Origin of the sequence: Acetobacter sp. (assembly GCF_047721705.1) — a bacterium.
Classification (GTDB): Bacteria; Pseudomonadota; Alphaproteobacteria; order Acetobacterales; family Acetobacteraceae; genus Acetobacter.
On sequence record NZ_JBDNXK010000009.1, the window covers coordinates 1 to 18,641 of the forward strand.

The 18,641-nt window shown below is 57.2% G+C and carries 12 protein-coding genes and 1 pseudogene; 3 read left to right on the plus strand and 10 right to left on the minus strand.

The window, feature by feature from the left end; all coding sequences use genetic code 11:
• A pseudogene (glyA, locus tag ABF824_RS02665) lies at positions 1-164 on the plus strand (serine hydroxymethyltransferase); the annotation flags it as partial.
• A gap of 23 nt (positions 165-187) precedes the next feature.
• Here the strand turns inward: glyA and ABF824_RS02670 are convergent.
• Together ABF824_RS02670 and argE are read right to left on the minus strand one after the other, a co-directional pair.
• Entirely contained in the window at positions 188-1,234 is a 1,047-nt protein-coding gene (locus ABF824_RS02670) for a succinylglutamate desuccinylase/aspartoacylase family protein (RefSeq protein ID WP_415486288.1), read from the minus strand.
• Between the two features lie 15 nt (positions 1,235-1,249).
• Positions 1,250-2,488: an acetylornithine deacetylase gene (argE, locus tag ABF824_RS02675; RefSeq protein WP_415486289.1), complete on the minus strand. Its 1,239-nt coding sequence runs from the start codon at positions 2,486-2,488 to the stop codon at positions 1,250-1,252.
• A 150-nt stretch (positions 2,489-2,638) separates the two neighbouring features.
• Between argE and ABF824_RS02680 the strand changes: the two genes are divergently transcribed.
• Both ABF824_RS02680 and ABF824_RS02685 read left to right on the plus strand, forming a co-directional pair.
• Positions 2,639-3,883, plus strand: coding sequence for a glycosyltransferase (locus tag ABF824_RS02680; protein ID WP_415486290.1), 1,245 nt, complete (start codon positions 2,639-2,641; stop codon positions 3,881-3,883).
• Complete coding sequence (locus tag ABF824_RS02685) at positions 3,880-5,031, plus strand: glycosyltransferase family 4 protein (RefSeq protein ID WP_415486291.1); 1,152 nt, start codon at positions 3,880-3,882, stop codon at positions 5,029-5,031. Before ABF824_RS02680 ends, ABF824_RS02685 begins: the two co-directional genes overlap by 4 nt.
• A gap of 10 nt (positions 5,032-5,041) precedes the next feature.
• On the opposite strand, the gene ABF824_RS02690 is transcribed toward ABF824_RS02685, so the two are convergent.
• From ABF824_RS02690 to ABF824_RS02725, 8 genes are all read right to left on the minus strand, one after another.
• Complete coding sequence (locus tag ABF824_RS02690) at positions 5,042-6,154, minus strand: acyltransferase family protein (protein ID WP_415486292.1); 1,113 nt, start codon at positions 6,152-6,154, stop codon at positions 5,042-5,044.
• A gap of 134 nt (positions 6,155-6,288) precedes the next feature.
• Positions 6,289-9,360, minus strand: coding sequence for an efflux RND transporter permease subunit (locus ABF824_RS02695; protein WP_415486293.1), 3,072 nt, complete (start codon positions 9,358-9,360; stop codon positions 6,289-6,291).
• Positions 9,361-9,365: 5 nt separating this feature from the next.
• Positions 9,366-10,526, minus strand: coding sequence for an efflux RND transporter periplasmic adaptor subunit (locus ABF824_RS02700; RefSeq protein ID WP_415486294.1), 1,161 nt, complete (start codon positions 10,524-10,526; stop codon positions 9,366-9,368).
• A complete protein-coding gene (locus tag ABF824_RS02705; protein WP_415486295.1) occupies positions 10,523-11,650 on the minus strand; it encodes a TolC family protein in 1,128 nt (375 codons plus the stop codon). Before ABF824_RS02705 ends, ABF824_RS02700 begins: the two co-directional genes overlap by 4 nt.
• Before the next feature lie 379 nt (positions 11,651-12,029).
• On the minus strand, positions 12,030-13,754 hold the full coding sequence (locus ABF824_RS02710; RefSeq protein WP_415486296.1) for a tetratricopeptide repeat protein: 1,725 nt from the start codon (positions 13,752-13,754) through the stop codon (positions 12,030-12,032).
• 94 nt (positions 13,755-13,848) lie between these two features.
• On the minus strand, positions 13,849-15,063 hold the full coding sequence (mtnK, locus tag ABF824_RS02715) for an S-methyl-5-thioribose kinase (RefSeq protein WP_415486297.1): 1,215 nt from the start codon (positions 15,061-15,063) through the stop codon (positions 13,849-13,851).
• A gap of 106 nt (positions 15,064-15,169) precedes the next feature.
• A complete protein-coding gene (locus tag ABF824_RS02720) occupies positions 15,170-17,521 on the minus strand; it encodes an EAL domain-containing protein (RefSeq protein ID WP_415486298.1) in 2,352 nt (783 codons plus the stop codon).
• Between the two features lie 183 nt (positions 17,522-17,704).
• Positions 17,705-18,640: an FAD-binding protein gene (locus ABF824_RS02725; RefSeq protein WP_415486299.1), complete on the minus strand. Its 936-nt coding sequence runs from the start codon at positions 18,638-18,640 to the stop codon at positions 17,705-17,707.
• Position 18,641 lies beyond the last annotated feature (1 nt).

An 18,641-nucleotide genomic window follows, 5' to 3' on the forward strand; every position in this document is an offset into this window, starting at 1 on the left:
CACGCGGTTTCCGCGAGGCCGAGTTCCGCGAAGTGGGCGAGATGATCGACGAGGTCCTGACCGCTCTGGCCGCCTCCGGTGGCGAGGGCGATGAAGCCGTCGAGAATGCCGTGCATGAGCGCGTCAAGGCGCTGTGTGCAAAGTTCCCGATCTATAAGCGGTAAACTTTATTCAGGTTTGGGGCGGCTTACGACCGCCCCGAATCTTCTTCTTCTCTATTTTCGATTTGAGCCAGCCGCACCGCCGTATGGTGTCGGGCCGCTCTGAAATTGGGCATGACAAGCAGGCAGTTATCGTACGGTGTGCGAATCTCGTCTGGTCCATCCGTGGCAATGATCGTGCCGCGCTTGGCGATCATCTCTCCGCTAGGAAACATTCTGGTAAAGCAAAATCGTCCGGTACGTGCCGTTACACGGTGCGTGACGTGGGCGATCTCAGGCTTGGGAAGCGTCTGTTCCTGCATCTGAGCATTGGTTTGCAGCGACAGAAAACGCGCGACGGTTTTCCGTGTTGTGTCGAGAGACGCCAGCGACCAGTGCTGTCCGGCTTCCAGAAGGCAGGCCTGCGCGGGCGTGTCCGCGCGCACGAAATGCGGCATGTCAATCAGGCGCGCCCCGGCTTTGTGTCCGTTGTCGGTGACAATCAATGGGGGAGTGGCGATCCGTTCGGCCAGAGCGAGCCCCCTTTTCGATGGCCCCGCCAGCATCAACGGTTTGGCTGGCCAGAGCATGGAGTGCAGGTCGAGAAGACAGTCCACGGTTTCGATGTAAGGCCGTAGCGTTCGCACGCGCTTCTGTTCCGGCGAGGCGGCTGCGCTGCCCGTGGCGATATCGCCCCAGAGGCGGTTCATGTCTTCTTTCACGAACCGGGACAGAATGGGATTGGCAGGGCAGAAGCGCGTAAATGCGTCGATATTCAGGAAGATCAGGGACAGGGTGCCGCATTTCGGCGTGATGCCCCGTTGAAGCAGTTCGATCAGAGCTATGGCGCCCACATATTCGTTGCCGTGCATCAGCGCGGTGATGGCGGCGTGCGGACCGGGATTGGAACTCTGGAACCGATGCACTCCCGGGATTCCCGTGTTGCCGGCAATCCATGGAGAAAGATCAGGCGGTTCAACCTCAATCGACAGGGAAGGCAGTTTTATAGGAGTCGGGGGGAGACAGTCGGAAAGACGACGTTGCGGCGTGATGCGGACGGATCGCTCTGTGTCGGGAAACGGCCTCTTCGTCACGATGCAATGCCTATGTCACGTGGCCACAGAACTGGTGGGGTCCGTTTCCGGCAGGCAGACGCGATGGGCCATGTCACGCAGGAACGAATCGCAGAGCCGCAACTGATCGCGTTCGATCCATTCATCAGGCTTGTGCGCCTGTTCGATGCTGCCGGGTCCGCAGACAATGCTGGTCATGCCAGCGCGCTGATAGATGCCTGCTTCCGTGCCATAGGAGATGAAGCCCTCTGCGTTGGTGCCTACGCTTTGACGCACCATGGTCGCGAGAGGACTATCGGCAGGCAGGTCGAACGAGGGCAGATCGTTGAGGACCGTAAAGGTCAGGCCGCAATCCGGGTCGCCAGCTTTCATCCACGCGTTGGTGTCCGTCATGGCCTGTTCCATGCGGGCCAGAAGGGCATGGGGATCATCGCCCGGGACCGTACGCCATTCGATTTCGGCTTCGGCCCGCTCAGGAATGATGTTCAGCGCCACGCCGCCCTGAGCGACTCCGATCTGGATCGTGCTGTGGGGCGGATGAAAGCCCTGAACCTGCCGCCCTTCCAGCGCGAAATGTCGCGCTTCTGCGGCCACCCACGCCATGGCTTCTCCCAGCGCATGCAGAGCGTTCACGCCGGATTCGGGATAGGCCGAATGTCCGGCCTTGCCATGTGCTTCCAGCTTTACCGAAAGCCGCCCTTTGTGTCCGATGATCGGCAGCATCAGCGTGGGCTCACCCACGACGCACCACGAGGGCAGGAGATCGTGGTCATGCGCATCCTGCACTGCGATGCGTGCGCCATTGCAGGTGATTTCTTCGTCATGCGTGAACAGCATGTGGATGGGACGTTTCAGATCCATCCGCATGAGATCAGGCACCGCAGCGAGTATGCAGGCGACAAAGCCTTTCATGTCAGCGGCCCCACGGGCCACAATTCTGGTGCCGCTTTCGTGCAGCCTGAACGGATCGGACGTCCATTTCTGTCCATCGACCGGAACGGTATCGACATGCCCCGCGAAAGCCAGTCCTCCCTTGGTGCGTGGCCCGATGATGGCGTGCAGATTGGCCTTCGTGCCGTCCGGATTGTAGCTCAGGGACCAGGTTACCCCGTGAGCGTCCATCCACTGGCCGATCCAGTTGATGAGCTGGAGATTGGAGAGATTGCTGGTGGTGTTGAAGGACACCAGATGCGCCAGCATGGCGACGCTGTCCGTCGAGCCGGGAGGAGGGGCGGAGGAAGAAAGCGGGACGGCATCCATGGCTGAAGTATTCACGTCATCTGTCCGGGCTGCAATCCACTTCCTTTTCATTCGTGTTCACAACTGTTCACTGGACGTGGGCAATCTTTTGCGGCACGGAAGGAAAAATCATTCAAGTCTTTGAAGATTTGATTTTTTTTTGAGAAAGGCACGGGTTTTCTGGACTTGGCTCTCCTTACTGAGAAAGAGTTCCATCCTTTGCACAGCCTCTGGCGTCGGTTCCCGGTTGCGCCGAGACGACGTGGTGCAGCGGGCCTGACGGCGTGGCTGGCTCCCAAGGCAGGTCGCGATCTACTCCCGCCGACAGGTGGGGAAGTGCTGATCGGCGGAGAACTTGATCGGGAATCCGGGCTGGGGGAAGGCGCGCGCATCATGCTCCGCGCTTGTGCAGCGTTGGGCATTCCTGCGCATGGCGTTCAGGCCGGGCTGATGGAAGGGACGGACCGTCCTTCTCGGGAACTGTTCGCAGACCGTGCGCCGTTGGTGCTGCATGTCAACGCGCCGTCTCTTCCGGCTGTGCTGCTGCGGCTTGGTAGACGCTTCGTGTCACAGCGTAGGATTGTTGGATACTGGGCGTGGGAGCTTCCCGTCGTGCCACCGCTCTGGCGGAGCGCGTTGGCCTGTGTTCATGAAATCTGGACCCCGTCCGCTTTTTCGGCGCGCGCGTTGGAAACCATCGCGCCGGGGCGGGTGCGTGTCGTGCCGCATGCATTGGCGGCGGCTCCCGTCACGCCGTCTCACCTTGATCGGCAGGCGTTTGGCCTGCCGCAGGAGGCGGTCGTGACACTGGTGTCGTTTAGCCTTGCCTCCAGTTTCGAACGCAAGAATCCGCTGGCGGCCATTCGCTCTTTCCGGGAGGCTTTTGGTACGCGACGGGACCGTTTCCTGCTGCTGAAAATTTCGCATGCAGGCCATTATCCTCAGGACATGGCGTGTATCCGGGCCGCTGTGGCTGACGCGCCCAATATCCGTATTGAGGAACGCCTTTTCTCTGCCGAGGATTCCAGTGCCCTGACGCGCTGTGCCGACATCGTTCTTTCCCTGCACCGAAGTGAGGGATTCGGGCTGGTACCCGCTGAAGCGATGATGTTGGGACGGACAGTGATTGCAACCGATTGGTCAGCCACCACTGAGTTTCTCAGCGCAGACTGTGGGATGCCGGTTTCATGCAGACTGATCCCTGCGAAAGACCCTCGCGGCGTCTTTGAGGCGAAAGGCGCGGTCTGGGCCGATGCGGATATTGGAAGTGCGGTGCTTGCTCTGCGTCGTGCCGCTGACAACGAGGATTTGCGACGGCAACTGGGCGCAAGAGCCGAGTATATCGCCAGACAGCGTTTTTCCGGAACGGAATTTGCGGCTGCCCACTGGTCGCTGACGCATCGTGCGACATCCGGCAGGGACGCCGCATGAAACGAATTCTCGTCTGGCAATGGGGGCGCCGCGGGGGTGGACCGCGTTTTGGCTTGAATGTCGCGCAGGCCATCGCGCGTTTGCCGGGCCGCGAAGTCATGCTGTCGCTATCGCGGCGTGCCGAAGTGCTGGATGCGTCGGATTTCAATTCGAATACGGTCCCATTGTGGTTGGTCGAAACATATGGTGGGTTCGGGGGACTGATTGCCCGGCTGCTGGGTGCGCCTGCCATGGTGCAGGAACTGGTGCGAGGCATCCGCGCGTGGCGGCCTGATTTTGTGATCTGTGCCATGACGGGGCCCATCGATCTGCTGATGGTGGCGGCGCTGCGCTGGTTGCGGGTGCCATTCGCCGTGATTGTTCACGATGCGCTCCCTCATCCGGGGGATGGGTTCCCGTTTCAGCATATGTTGCAGAACATGGTGATCCGCGAGGCTGACGTCGTGGTGGCGCTTACGCAACATGTGGCGCGTCAGTTGCATGCGTTGTCCGGCCTGGACAGAAAGCGGATTGTTGTCGCATCCCTTCCGCCATTTACCTATTCCCGACTTTCTCATTGCTCAGAACAAGAAGTACCGGAACGTGCTCCGGGTCCGATACGACTGCTCATGTTCGGTCGGCTGCTCGCTTATAAGGGCATCGATTTGCTGATCGCCGCACTTGAGAAGATGCCGGAAACGACAGCGTTCAACTTCCGTGTGGTTGGATCGGGGCCGGAAACAGCCGAACTCAAAACCCTTGCGGCTATGCCCGGGGTGACAGTTGAAAACCGCTGGGTGCCGGAGGATGAGATCGCCTCGCTGATTTCGTGGGCGGATGTCATGGTGCTGCCATATCGCGAGGCAAGTCAGAGCGGCGTGGGCGCTGTCGCGCTTGCTGCTGGCAAACAGGTTCTGGCAACGCGGGTTGGCGGGCTGGAAGAACAGTTCGCGGGAGAAGCGGGCGTGTCTTTGTGTGCGCCAGAAGCTGCTGCTCTGACGCAGGCATTGCAGGAAGTGATCCGTAATGGCCCAAGAATTGGAGAGATGCCTTCCCGATCATCCCAACAATGGGAAGCAATGGCGGCACGCATGCTGGCGGATATTGAAGCTGAATACGAAATGCGGTCTGTTGTGCACGCCGCAGATGCAGTTGCATCGATTTCCTGAGCCGTTCCGCTCAGGTTTTCACAGAAAGCTGTTTCTTGGATGATTTCAGGACGTGTCTTTCGAAAATTCTGTAAAAAAGATTGCATATGTATTTGGTGATTGCTTCCGTCGGCCAGAACAGGATTGCAGCACCAATACTGATGAAGAGACTTGCAATGGCTATCATCATGGCGGTGACAACAGTCGGATGGTTTGTATAGCGGGTTACGATAAAGTAGCTGCTGAATGATGCCAGAACGTGAAACTGCACAAGAAACAGAGGAAACGAGATGTTCCCTAGAAAATTGAACAGGGGACGGCTCATCATCGTGCAGAGATAATTGCTGCAATGGATGAACATTACGAAAAGAACTGATTTTACAAAAAGGAAGTAGCCAGAGAAATAAAAATCCGGTTTCAGGATGCTGAGAAAAAACATGGCGATTATTGCAGTGGATGCCAGAAAATTGGGAAAGAGCGTTCCATTTATTCTCGACATTATGCCTTTGTGTCGCAGGACACATAAGGCATGGCCGAAAAGGAAGAGATACATTGAAATCTTCTCTTGCGGATTGAGAACTGAGAGAAACACGAAGATGAGCAGCAGGCCCGCATAGGGCTGCGAAAAGGAATAAAAATAAAGAAGTATAAATATGAGAACTGATCCCATGATTTCGTAATGCATGGTCCACAGGAAAGGGTTCAGGGATTCAATTTTTCCAGATTTGAAAACATCATAAAAAGAATAACGGAGCACATCAGTAAGGGAGGGTGGGGATGTGACCCAGCTTCCAAGCCAGTCTGTTCGATGGAGGATCTCTCCGGCTTCCTGATTGAACAGCAGTCCACTGTGTTCCATCCCGTATGTTAGTAAAGCTGAAAACAGAATGGGAATAACCAGCCGTGGATATCTCTTGATGACTGCTCGGGTGATATATTCCCTCTTTTCGGTTGTGATGAAAGCGGTGCTCAGCACATCTCCGGAAATGATGAAGAAAACTGAGATGGCCAGTGGCCCGTCGAAAAGAAACCGGAATATAATATTATTGAAAAACGGTATTATATTGCCGAAAGTATTATTGAAAAAATGAAAACAGACGACTGACAGACACGCAAGCCCACGTAACCCGTCCAGTCCTTTCACTCTTGCATTTCTACTGTCAGAACCCAAAATCCAGCGGTCTCATTGTTGCGTAATAACGGGCAGTCATTGTGCCTGTCAGAGAGCCTTACACAGCAAAAGTTAACTTCTTCGCTCTCGAACAGGTCAGGCCGTCGTCACGCTTTGCGGTTTCTATAAAGCCACGCATAGAGCGATGGCAGAACCAGCAGGGTCAGCATGGTGCAGGATACGAGGCCGCCAATCACCACGGTGGCCAGTGGCTTCTCGACTTCAGCCCCGTCACTCATTGAGAAAGCCATGGGGAAGAAGCCGAAACAGGCCACTGTCGCTGTCGCCATGACAGGGCGGAAGCGGTCTCGCACGGCTTCCACCGCAGCTTCGAACGGCATGAGGCCGCCGCGGCGCAGATCGCGGATATGGGACACCAGCACCAGACCGTTCATTGTCGCGACACCGAACAATGCAATGAAGCCAATACCGGCGGAAATGCTGAAGGGCATTCCACGTCCATACAGGGCGAGAATGCCCCCGGTGGCCGCGAAAGGCAGATTGACGAATACAAGCGCCGCCAGCCCCAGTTCACCAAGCGCCATCAGCAGGAGCAGAAAGATCAGCCCAAGCATGATCGGCACGACAATTTCCAGACGGGCGACGGCGGTTTGTAGATTACGGAACTGTCCGTTCCATTCCATGCGGTAGCCCGGAGCGAGCTTGATATTTTTGGCGACCGCTTCCTGAGCGGCAGACACAAAGGAACTGAGGTCCCGTCCGCGCACATTGGCCTGCACCATCGTGCGGCGGATGCCCTGATCCCGCCGAATGGCCGGAGGGCCATCATTCAGAACAATGCTGGAAACCTGAGACAGATTCACAAGCCGATCATCTCGCGTCACGACGGGCAGGGTGCGGATATCTTCCAGACCCTTGCGTGCATCCGGCGCAAAACGCACTTCGGTCGGGATGAGTGCATCATCCACCGAAACGGGAGGTCCGAAATGCCCGCCCAGCGCTTCGACAACATCCATGACGGAGGAGGTGTCCACATTGAGACGCCCGGCCATGGTCCGGTTCACGTCGATATGCAGATAGGGAATGGTGCCGACATCCTGCGGCGCGACGTCGGCCGCACCCGGCACATGCGATATGACATCCGATACTTTCGTGGCCAGACGCGAAAGGACTTTCATGTCGGGACCATAAATGCCCACAGCAATCTGGGAACGGACACCCGACAGCATGTCATCCATGCGCATCTGGATCGGCTGGCTCCAGTTATAAAGCGAGCCGGGATTGTTGCGCTCCAGAGCAGCACTGAACGCTCTGACCAATCCTTCCTGTGTCTGGGCCGTTTTCCATTCGGACCGTGGCTTGAGAATGACATAGGTGTCCGTCTGCTCACTGCCTTGTGGGTCCGTTGGAATGGCGGAGGTGCCGGTGTTGCTGATCACCGTCTCCACATCCGGAAAGGATTTCAGCGTGCGTTCGATCGCCAGTGCAGCGCGGAGTGAAGGATCAAGGGAAATGCCGGGCAGGCGCGTCGAGGTGACGACAAGATCTCCTTCCTGAAGCTGAGGGATGAATTCGCCACCCAGCCGTGTCGCCAGAAAAAACGATAGCAGCAGGAAGAGCGTCGCAATGCCCATCACCTGCTTGGTATGGTTCATGCAGTAGACGGAAGCCGGTTTGAAGAGTCGCCACATGAAGGCGATGAAGTGGGTATGATGATCGCCGTTCCCTTCATGAGTTGCTGGCTTGCCACGTCCGAGAAACACGCAGAGAGCAGGAATGCAGAGCAGCGAGAAAATTAGGGAGGCAAGCAGCGCGAGAATGACCGTTTCGGCCATTGGCCTAAACATCCGTCCCTCGACGCCCTGAAGTGTGAGAACCGGCAGGTAGACCAGCGCAATGATCAGGACGGCAAACGTCACCGGTCGGATGACTGAGCGGACGGTGGTGAGAATGGTCGTCGGCAGCGGGGTATCATAGCGGCGGCGATGCAGCACGTTCTCGACGATGACCAGAGAACTGTCCACCACCATACCGAAGTCGATGGCACCGAGGGAAAGCAGATTCGCCGAGATACCAAGATGGCGCATGCCCACCATCGCCATCACCAGCGAGAAAGGAATGACGGAGATGATGATCAGCGAAGCTCGCCAGTCACCGATCACCAGTAACAGCACGACCAGAACGAGAAGAGCGCCCAGTGAGAGGTTCTCGCGCACGGTGTCGATGGTTTTTTCTGTCAGATTTTCCCGACTGTAATAGGGTTCCAGTGTGACGCCCTGCGGCAGCGACGCCTGAATGTTGGGGAGCTGTTTCTCCAGTTCGGAGAGCGTGGCCCGCGCACTGGCGCCCTCACGCAGGAGAACAACGGCACTGACGATTTCACCCTGACCATCCCGCGTCACCCCGCCCATGCGGGGACGGCGGCCTTTCCGGATGGTGCCGACATCCCGGAGATGCACGACTTCACCATTCGGGCCGCTACGCACCTGAATCTCGCCAAGCTCTGCAAGATCATCGATCAGGGAACGGCCAACGATCACATGTTGTTCGTCGTTGTGCTCGATCCATGCGCCGCCGGCAGCTTCATTACCCGTATCGACCGCTTCGAACGTGTCCGAGACCGACACGCCATATCGGCGTAACGCCATGGGATCGAGCGCGACCTCATAGGTTTCGGATGCGCCGCCATTGATGTTGACGTCCACCACGCCCGATACCAGCCGCAGACGAGGCACGACGTTCCACACCATCAGCCGGTTCAGGTCTTCAGGCGTCTGGTCACGTCCCTTGATCTGCAGATGCAGGATTTCACCCATGCCGGTGGCCATGGGGCCCATGTCGATGGAGAAGCCATGCACCGATACGGCGTCGCGTGCCTGTGGCAGACGTTGCGAGACCTGTTCGCGCGCCTGATAGATGTCCGTATCATCATCGAACTGAAGATAGAGAACCGCCACGCCCGTGCGTGAGACCGAGCGCATGGTCGTCAGCCCCACAACGCCGGACATGACCTTTTCCACTGGCGAAGTCACCAGTTTTTCGACTTCTTCCGTCGGCAGGCCGGGTGCGACCACGGACACCAGAACCTGTCGGGGAGAAATGTCCGGCACAGGTTCGACAGGCAGGCTGGAGAGGTCGGCAAGCCCCGCCACCATCAGGAGAGCAATGATACAGAAGAGGAAAAAACGTTTTTCGATCAGCCAGTGGAGAAGCTTCATGAGGATCAGCCGTTGGCCTCTGTTTCGGGCGCCAGGATGACCTGTGATTTCAGGATGAAGCTTCCCTTGGTGACAACCGTCTCACCACTTTGCAATCCGCTCGTGATGACTGTCTGCCCCTCCAGAGTGGGACCAATCTTCACCATGCGCACCGCATAACGGTGAGGCGCTGTCCGCACAAAAACGCAGGGAGAACCGTCAAGTGTCTGCAAGGCCTCGCTGGGCACGAGAATGCCCGTAACCATGTCGGACGAAAACAGGCGTGTCTTCACCAGCATACCCGGGCGGAAATGTTCCTTCGGATTGTCGATGAAACTGCGTGCGAGGATATGCTGGGTCCGTGGGTCAACACGTCCTTCGATGGCATCAATGCGGGATGTAACGGGCACAGCGCCGGGTGCCACCCATGTCTGCTGCCTGTTCCCGGGACGGATCAGGGGCGCGTCTTCCTCATCCACCTGCGAGACGATCCAGACATGTGAAAGATCGAGAATTTCTACTGGCGCGACGCCGCTGGCCGTCATTTCCTGTCCGGTCGCGACGTTGATGCTGGCGACCACGCCATCGATGGGAGAAACGACGACTGACTGGCTGCCCTTCGAACGCTCCGTGGTGGAGTGATAGCGTTGCAGATGCTGCTTCATCGTTTGCAGAAGCGCTTCCCGCCCATGCACCAGAGCCTCGGCTTCCCTCAGCGCCGATGCGCGCCGTTCCAGTTCACCAACGGAAACTGCGCCGCCTTTGAGCGTGCGGGCCCGATCATAAAGTTGCCGTGCGTTTTCACGACGCGCGCGTGCTTCCTGTAGGGCCGCCTCAGCTGACAGCTGCTGCTGCGTTTCATCGTTGAGAGTAAAATTCTCATAGGTCAGCAAAGGCTGTCCTTTGGTCACGATCTGTCCGGCAACAACGGCGACATTGGCCACGCGTCCGCTGCCCACGGGCCGGATGCGTGCCACCCGCCGATCATCCGTCACCACATAAGCGGGCGTATCGACATGGTAGGGAAGGGCGCCTGGTGTGGACACTGCGGTTTGGATGTCCTCGCTCATCAGCGCTTCGTCGGAAATCGTAATCGCTGTCGCAGGTGTGGTCTGATCCGCCAGTGCGGAAAACGACTGGAAAGAGCAGGCCAGAATGGATGCGAGGAGCGTGCTTTTCCTCTTCAAGGTACATTTCCTGACATGAGCATCATGCGGGCGATGGAGGCGTGCATGACAATATCAGCCTGTGCGTAACGTTCTGCTGCGCTGAGAGCAGTACGCCGGGCGCGGAGATATTCAATCACCGGGATTTCCCCGACCTGCCATGCTTCCGCGAGATTGGCGGCGCGACGGTCTGAATGTTCCTGCAATTCTCTGGCATGATGCAGAATCTGTGTGGCGGTATCGAGCTGATTGCGAAGCTGCCTGTATTCCGAGCGGATTCTTCGCTGGGCCTGTGTCACATCGCGTTCAGCCCGTCCAACCGCCTGCACTTCTTTCATGACCATGGGCACATTGCGGGCTTCGCTTGGCAGCGGCACCTGAAATTCCACGCCAATCTGCGTGTCCCATGGGCTCTGATACTGTTCCTGTCGGCTGAGAATGACGCCGATCTGTGGATTGGGCATGTAGGAATGTCTGGCGACCGCATAGGAGGATTTTGCCTGCACGAGAACGGCTTCAGCGAGCTGCACGCGCGGATCGTGCGTGGGATCAAGTTTTGTGCTGATTCGTGCAAGGAGCCGACCGTCGATGGCGGTGAGATCGGGCAGGGTATCCAGTCCCGTCACGGATTCCAGATCGGCGCGGACATCTTCCAGTCGCTGCTGCGTTGCGGCCAGCGTCCCGTCAACGTCTTCCTTCTCGGTGACGGTCGCTTCATAGTCTGTGGCAGACACTTCTCCGGCATGGAATGCCCGCTGGACGTCGTTCATGGTCCTGCCCAGAACGTCACTGACCTTTTCCAGATTGGCGATGCGGGCTGCGAGAATTGCCCCCTCGCTGGCAAGATCAAGAACCCGCACTGCCGTGACAAGGTGCTGCACCTTGCTTTGATAAGTGGCGACATCCTGATCGGCGAGGGCCGCTTCTTCGGTGGCGGACCCCTGACCAGGCAGCCAGAGAGGTACGCTTACCTGCCCCTGATAGGTGGTGTAGCCCACTTTACTGCCAATGAAATGATCATCCATGTACAGCCCGCTTACCGTCGGACCATCGGGAAACCATGAGCGGGCGGCGGAGGCGCGTTTGTGCGCGGCCATTGCATCAGTAGCAATGGATTTGCGGGAGGGATCAATGGTCCATGCCATCTGGATGGCATCATGCAGAGTTTCCGCATGAGCAGGAGAAATTGACTCTCCAGAAACAATACAGATCGCCGCTATTCCAGCAAAGGAACTACGTAGAGATGAGCAATGAAAGAACAAAGATGTGAAACACTCTGGAAACAAAAATTCCTCACGGGATGAAGGATCGTTCTCATCAGGTATAGAAGGTCATTCCTTCTGGTGAAATGCCAGAGTGCATTAAAAAATATTTATAAGAAAGAGAGAATATTCTGAGCTGTCACCTGCGCTGGGGCGTAAAGTATAGCATCTTGTATATTGTTTTGAATGGGCAATATTGGCTGTGGTGATGAGCAGGTCTGAAAGATTTTATCCTGCCTGTGAAAGATTGGTTTTCAAATCTTCACAGCACAGGCTGAGCAGCTGGCGAAAATTCCTTCAGTGCCTTTGTCACCAGTTGCACAAGGCCATTCCAGTCATTGAGTTGCGGCTGGCGGAAAATGCGCATTGTCGGATACCACGGAGTGTCGGACCGATTTTCCATCCAGCGCCAGCAGCCGTCGAAGCGTGACAGCATCCAGACTGGCAGCCCCAAACCGCCCGCCAGATGTACGATGGAGGTATCGACGCTGATCAGCAGGTCAATCCCGAGAAGACGTGCGGCTGTATCGGCAAAGTCCCTGATGCCATCAGTGCCATCGACAATCGGCAGGCCGGCGTTCGTGATCTGGCGTCTGCCCCGCATCTGAAAGCTGACGAATACGGTGTCAGGTGTCTCAAGGAGAGGTTCGAGAGCCGTGATCGGCATGGAACGCCGTTGGTCGATGGCATGCGCTTCAAACTGTGTTGGCCGTGGCGCTCCCGCCCACACCAGTCCAACCACCCGCTTGGCGACAGTGTTTCGTGACCACATCAACCGACGGATGGCTCCTCCCTGCTGGAGCGCTTCGTCGGGAGGGACAGAAAAATAAGGGGCGGCAGGAATATTGTCCGGCGTGATGCCCAGTCGATGCGGAAGGCTGGCAAGCGGGCAATGGAAATCGAATTGAGCATGCTCGGGCAGAACTGAAACACTGTGTGCGATGCCAACCACACTTTCGAACAGTCTTTGCAGTTCTGGCGGCACAAGGGCCGTTATGATCGCGCCCTGAGCTGCCAACTGAGTCGCAAAACGAATAAACTGGAGTGAATCACCAAAGCCCTGCTCAGCATGAAGCAGAAGCTTGCGACCAGCGAGTGCTTCCCCCTGCCATAACGGAGCGGGAAGGTGGGTGGGGTAGGTCTGGGACATTCCCCAGCGTGCTTCATATCCTTCCCAACCCTCTTTGAAGTGGCCCAGTTTCAGCAGGGTCACACCACGTGAAAAACGGGATTTGGGTGTCGCCAGACCGTCCTCTTCGGCCGCATCGAAGACCGCGAGCGCTTCCTTGGAACGATTGAGGTTGAAGAGCAGATGACCGCGATTGTGGAGCGCCTCGCGATTGTTGGGCATATGGACAAGCGCTTTCTCAACTGCTGTCAGGGCTTTATCCAAGTGTCCCGCATGTTCGAGCGCGACGCTATAATCCACTAAATATACTGGGTTGTCCGGTTTCTGGATCAGCGCCCGTTCAAGGTGGGTCAGAGCGTTCTGCATTTCTCCTTTTGCAATCAGCAAACGTCCCAGACGATGATGCAGCGGTGCTTCTTCCGGCATCATCTCAAGCGCCTGCTGATAGAAGCGAAGAGCCCGTTCGGTGTCGGAAATCCCTTCGAAAGCAATCCCCGCCATGAAATAGGCCGAACCGGAATGCGGCATGCGGTGAGCCGCTTTCTCAAGCGCTTCGTGCTGTTCCTGTATGCGCTCAAGGCGTTTCAGGCAGTCAGCATGCAGAAGATGGAAAACGAACTGATCTGTCAGCCGGGCGCTCCGGGCAAGCGGAGCCAGTGCGCAGGCTGGTCGGTCCAATAGCAACTCGGCGCGCCCCAGCAGCACAAGCGCAGCCGGGTCATGAGGATGACGCGCCAGATACCGCAACGCCAGCCGTCGCACCCCTTGGGTATCTCCCAGTTTTTCCAGACGCCCACTCTCTGCAAGCAGGATATCCAGTTCAGAGGAGGATGTGGGCCCAGTGGGGTGTTCAGTCATGGCAGAGTCCTTTTCAAGACTCTGGATAGCACCAGGAAATTAAAAACCTGTTTTCACAAGGGTCAATCTGACGGTCCTTAAGGATTGCTCAGTCTTAAGGGTGGAGAGACCAAAACAATTTTTCCGGTGCGGAAGAAAGATCGGAAAGAAGATCAATCGCGAAATCGAGCGCCTGATATTGATGTTTCCCTTTTTCAGATTCTGAAAGTTTCCCGAAATGACCTGTATGAGCATAGCCGGTCAGGCGTCGAATGACTTCCATTGCCGCAAAACCGGTCGCATCGGAAATGATTGAAATGCATTCTTCCGTCTGTTCCGGCACCAACCCGGTGGAATCGTTTTTTGTCAGAAAAGCGGGAGAGAGATCGGCCTGTCCTGTCCTGCTGTTCCATTCGTGGCAGTAGGATTCGATAAAACTCTCACGCAACACGGCAAGACCATTCAGTAATTCCTGCCTGCGTTCGAAAGATGTTGCCCCAAACGCCGCCAGAATCAGGCTGCCCGCAAACATGCCCAGGTCAAAGCCTGTTGGACCAATAATGGAAAACTCGCCATCTATGACGGATGCTTTTCCTTCACTGACCATGATGGAGCCGCTGTGAAGATCGCCATGCAAAAGCGCCTGCCGCGTTGTGAAGAAGCGCTTCTGCATGGTGCTGACGGTTCTGTGGAGTGTCGTGTCGGTGTGCAGTTTATGCACGAGCGAGGAGAGGTCCGGATGAAAATGGTTGCGTGGATGCGCGTGATAAGGATCGGTCAGAACGAGATCGATTGTGATACGAGCCAGCGTGATGTTGCCTGAAAAGAACTGCTCCAGCCGCGCCATAGTTTCGAATGACGTTCCACGGAATGAATTGTGAAAGGTGGTGCGGGCAATGAATGCACCAATCTGTCGGACGATGGGCGTTATCGCGCATCCCGCAGCGAGAGCTTCCGTAAGGGTGACGTGATTATCCAGACAGGCTGTCGCCAGCAGATACAGATCCGGATCGAAATGGAGGAAGGTTGGTACCATCTCCGGTGTTACGGTTTCTGTCTCACGCAGCCAGGCCGCTTCGAAAGTGGTCCGATCCAGCGGCATTTTCCATGAAGGATCGACGCGGACGTGCGGAAGGGACTGCTTCGCGCAGAGTGATCCATGCGACCCATGAACCAGCCACACCATGTTGAGGTTACCGTCGCTGACTTCACGGATCGTCCATTGATCGACGTCTTTTCCCAAGCGGTCCCGCAAGGCCGGTATGGAGACGAGATATGCTTTCAGCGCCTCAGGATCGAGAGTGCGGTATGAGGGCGATTGAGCGTTCACCGGCTGTGTTTCCATGGAAAGGCAAAAGGCTGTTTCTGTGAAAGCCATTATGCCCACAGCAAAACGCGGTATGTCGAGAGTTGAATCCGGGAGGCGGAGGAAGTGTTCAGGCGGGGATGGTCATCTCGCACACTTCGGGCCGAGGCTGATCGGCAATGATCTGGCTCGGTCTGCCAATAAAGTAGCCCTGAACAAGCGAGCAGGACCGTTGTTCCAGATAGGCTAACTGCTCGGCAGTCTCGATCCCTTCCGCGACGATATCCACGCCGAGGCCGCGGCCAAGAGACAGGATTGCGTCGACAATCGCAGCGGATTGGGATTCGTTCAGCATGTCCCAGATAAAGGACCTGTCGATCTTGACCTTGTCGAACTGGAATTCCCGAAGATAGCTGAGACTGGAATAGCCCGTGCCGAAGTCATCCATGACAATTCCCACGCCAATCTCACGCAGGCTGCGTAGAATTTCGAGATTCTGTCGTCCCTGAAGAAAGATGTTTTCCGTAATCTCGATGCTCAGGCGCTCCGGGCTGAGGCCTGTTTCACGCAGGATCGTGCTGAGGATGGCAGGCAGATCGGAGGTCGCGAACTGTATGGGCGAGACATTGATGGACACGTTGAGGGGATGCTTCCAGCTGACAGCATCCTTGCAGGCGCGTCGCGCGACCCATTCCCCGAGCTGTGCGATCAGACCGCATTCTTCCGCGACGCTGATGAACTGGTCGGGGGGCACGCGACCTCTTTCAGGGTGCTGCCAGCGGACGAGCGCCTCATATCCGGTCAGTGTGCGTTCTTTCGTGCACATGATCGGCTGATACTCGAGAAAGAACTCTTCACGTTCCAGCCCGATCTGGATTTCGCGCTCAAGGCGAATGCGGTGCCTGATCGTGCTGTCAAAGGAGCTGTCATATTCGCGGACATTGCCGCGACCGGCCTGCTTGGCGGCCAGGAGGGCCATGCCCGAGCAATGGAGCAAAGCATCGCTGTCATTGACGTCTTCATGGGACACCACGAAGCCGACGCTGACCGAGACCGGCAGATCATCCTGCCCGTCAGAAACGAAAATCTTCAGTTCCTGCGCGAGGTAAAGCGCGAGTTCCAGAATGTTGCGATGACCAACCTTGTAAGCGATGGCAAATTCATCACCGGCAATCCGCGCCATGAGGGCATCGGCCGGCACAAGCTGCCGGATACGTTGCGCTATTTTTGTCAGAACCTTGTCGCCCGCCGTATGGCCACAGGATTCGTTGATATTCTTGAAACGGTCGACATCAATGAGGAAAACCGCGACCTGTTCTTCCGGCTGCCTGCTCTCCAGAAGTTCGGTGAGGGAAGAAACGAAAAAGGATCGGTTGCCGATCCCGGTCAGAGTGTCGGTTACGGCAAGTTCTTCGAGCGCCGCTTCGGCTTCCTTGCGCGCACGCAGGTCAATGATCGCAAGAATGGTGCGCTTCTTGCCGCGCCATGTGTTTTCCCGCGCGTATACTTCAACAGGGATCGGCTCGTTGTTTTTGCGCTGTAAGAGCAGCATTTCGCGGGGGGCTTCCTCCCGCACCAGCACATTGACGGCATCCTCTGTGGCAAGTGTCGGAAAATAATTCTTCAGGTGACGGGCATCCCGTTGGGAAGCATTGGCAAGCTTCCAGAAAGCCGAGTTGGCATCCACGATCATGCCGCCTGTCGTCACGACCAGCCCTTCCAGCGCGACTTCAGCAAAGCTGCGCGCACGCATGTTATCTTCGCTTTTCCGTTTGGCGGTGCGGTATTCAAGCAGCACGAAAATCGTGGAAAGACCAAGAAAGGTTGATGTGCCCAGTCCCACGAGTGCCGCCAGAGAAAAGTCTGGATGGGCGTCGGGAATATGCCTCATCATCATATCGGCAGGCGGCATGCCGATGAAATGCAGCAGGCAGACACCCAAGACCCACGGGAGCGCAGCCAGAGCCCGTTTCGTGCCATGCTGATGGCGGAGTGTCAGGCACCCAATATAAAAGAACAGAAAACCGATTCCGAGAGAAAGCGCCATTCTCGGGGCCGGAACCGGGAAAAAATCGCGTCCTTCCAGTGCGGCGACGCCGATATAGTGCATGCCGCCGACCGCATAGGTCATAAGGAGCGCTGTCAGCGGGGAGCGTGAGTGGCTCCGGGTCCTGCATTCCGTCCACCATGCGGGAAGGAAAAGGGCGCAGGCCACGACAATGGATAACGTCGTCAACGGGAGGTCATAGGAAGTGCCCATGCTATCGGGACAGCCGAGCATGGCGACGAAGTGGGTTGCCCATATGCCATTGCCCGCCACGGCACTGGCGAAGACCAGCCGCTTGATCCGGGATTGCCCACCGACCATGGCCGCCCGGCAGACCATCCTTACTGCGATCAGTGTCGTCGTCGTGCAGAGAATGAGGGCACCGATGACAAAAATCGGGTTCTGGCTGAGAAATTGAGTGACGATGTCTGACATGGCGGCGCGTGAATCCCGAAAAGCACGTCGGCCGAATGTGTACTATGTAGGTCACTTACAGGTTAATGAGTTGCTACGCGCCGGTGGGCAGGAGACAGTCACATCAGGGGGCAGGCAACAAAAAACGCCCCACCTTTCGGGTGGAGCGTTTTCCGCGTCACAAACTCAAATGTGAGGCTGGGACTAGAGCGCCTTGTCCAGTTCAGGCACGATCTGGAAGAGGTCTCCGATCAGCGTGTAATCGGCAACCTGCGTGATCGGTGCTTCGGCATCCTTGTTGATGGCAACAATGACCTTGCTGTCCTTCATGCCGGCCAGATGCTGGATCGCGCCCGAGATGCCGACCGCGACATACAGTTCAGGCGCGACGATCTTGCCGGTCTGACCCACCTGGAAGTCGTTCGGGGCAAAGCCGGAATCGACCGCCACGCGGGATGCACCAATGGCCGCCCCCAGCTTGTCGGCAAGCGGTTCCAGCACAGCGTGGAAATTCTCGGCGCTTCCCAAGCCACGGCCACCGGACACGATGACGCGGGCCGACTCGAGTTCGGGACGATCGCTCGTCGGCGTATGCGCGGAGACGAAGCGCGAGACCGTGTCCTGTACGGAAACGTTCAGCGCATCGACAGGAGCGGAGCCACCCTCGGCCGCAGCCGGATCGAAGCTGGTCGCGCGGACAGTCAGAACCTTCTTCGCATCCGAGGATTTCACCGTCGCCAGCGCGTTGCCCGCATAGATCGGACGGACGAACGTGTCGGCATCGATAATGGCCATCACATCGGGGATCGGCTGAACGTCGAGCAGCGCGGCTGCGCGGGGCAGGACGTTTTTGCCAACGGCCGTGGAGGCCGCGACGATGTGGCTGTAATCGCCCGCCAGTGAGACGATCAGATCGGCCATCGGTTCGGCCAGTTCATGCGCCAGCACCTCCGCACCGGCCTTAAGCACCTTGGCCACGCCCGGCACCTTGGCGGCGAGAGCAGCCGCTACTTCGGCCTCGGCTTCATTGCCCACGACCAGAGCGTGAACGTCGCCCAGCTTCGTGGCGGCGGCGATGGCGGAACGGGAAGCCTGACGGATCTGGCCAGCTTCGGTCTCTACAAGAACAAGAACGGTCATG

Coding starts and splice junctions, on each gene's coding strand:
- ABF824_RS02685 (WP_415486291.1), top strand. CDS start 3,880: ATGAAACGAATTCTCGTCTGGCAATGGGGGCGCCGCGGGGGTGGACCG.
- ABF824_RS02695 (WP_415486293.1), bottom strand. CDS start 9,360: ATGAAGCTTCTCCACTGGCTGATCGAAAAACGTTTTTTCCTCTTCTGT.
- ABF824_RS02705 (WP_415486295.1), bottom strand. CDS start 11,650: ATGGCATGGACCATTGATCCCTCCCGCAAATCCATTGCTACTGATGCA.
- ABF824_RS02710 (WP_415486296.1), bottom strand. CDS start 13,754: ATGACTGAACACCCCACTGGGCCCACATCCTCCTCTGAACTGGATATC.
- ABF824_RS02720 (WP_415486298.1), bottom strand. CDS start 17,521: ATGTCAGACATCGTCACTCAATTTCTCAGCCAGAACCCGATTTTTGTC.
- ABF824_RS02725 (WP_415486299.1), bottom strand. CDS start 18,640: ATGACCGTTCTTGTTCTTGTAGAGACCGAAGCTGGCCAGATCCGTCAG.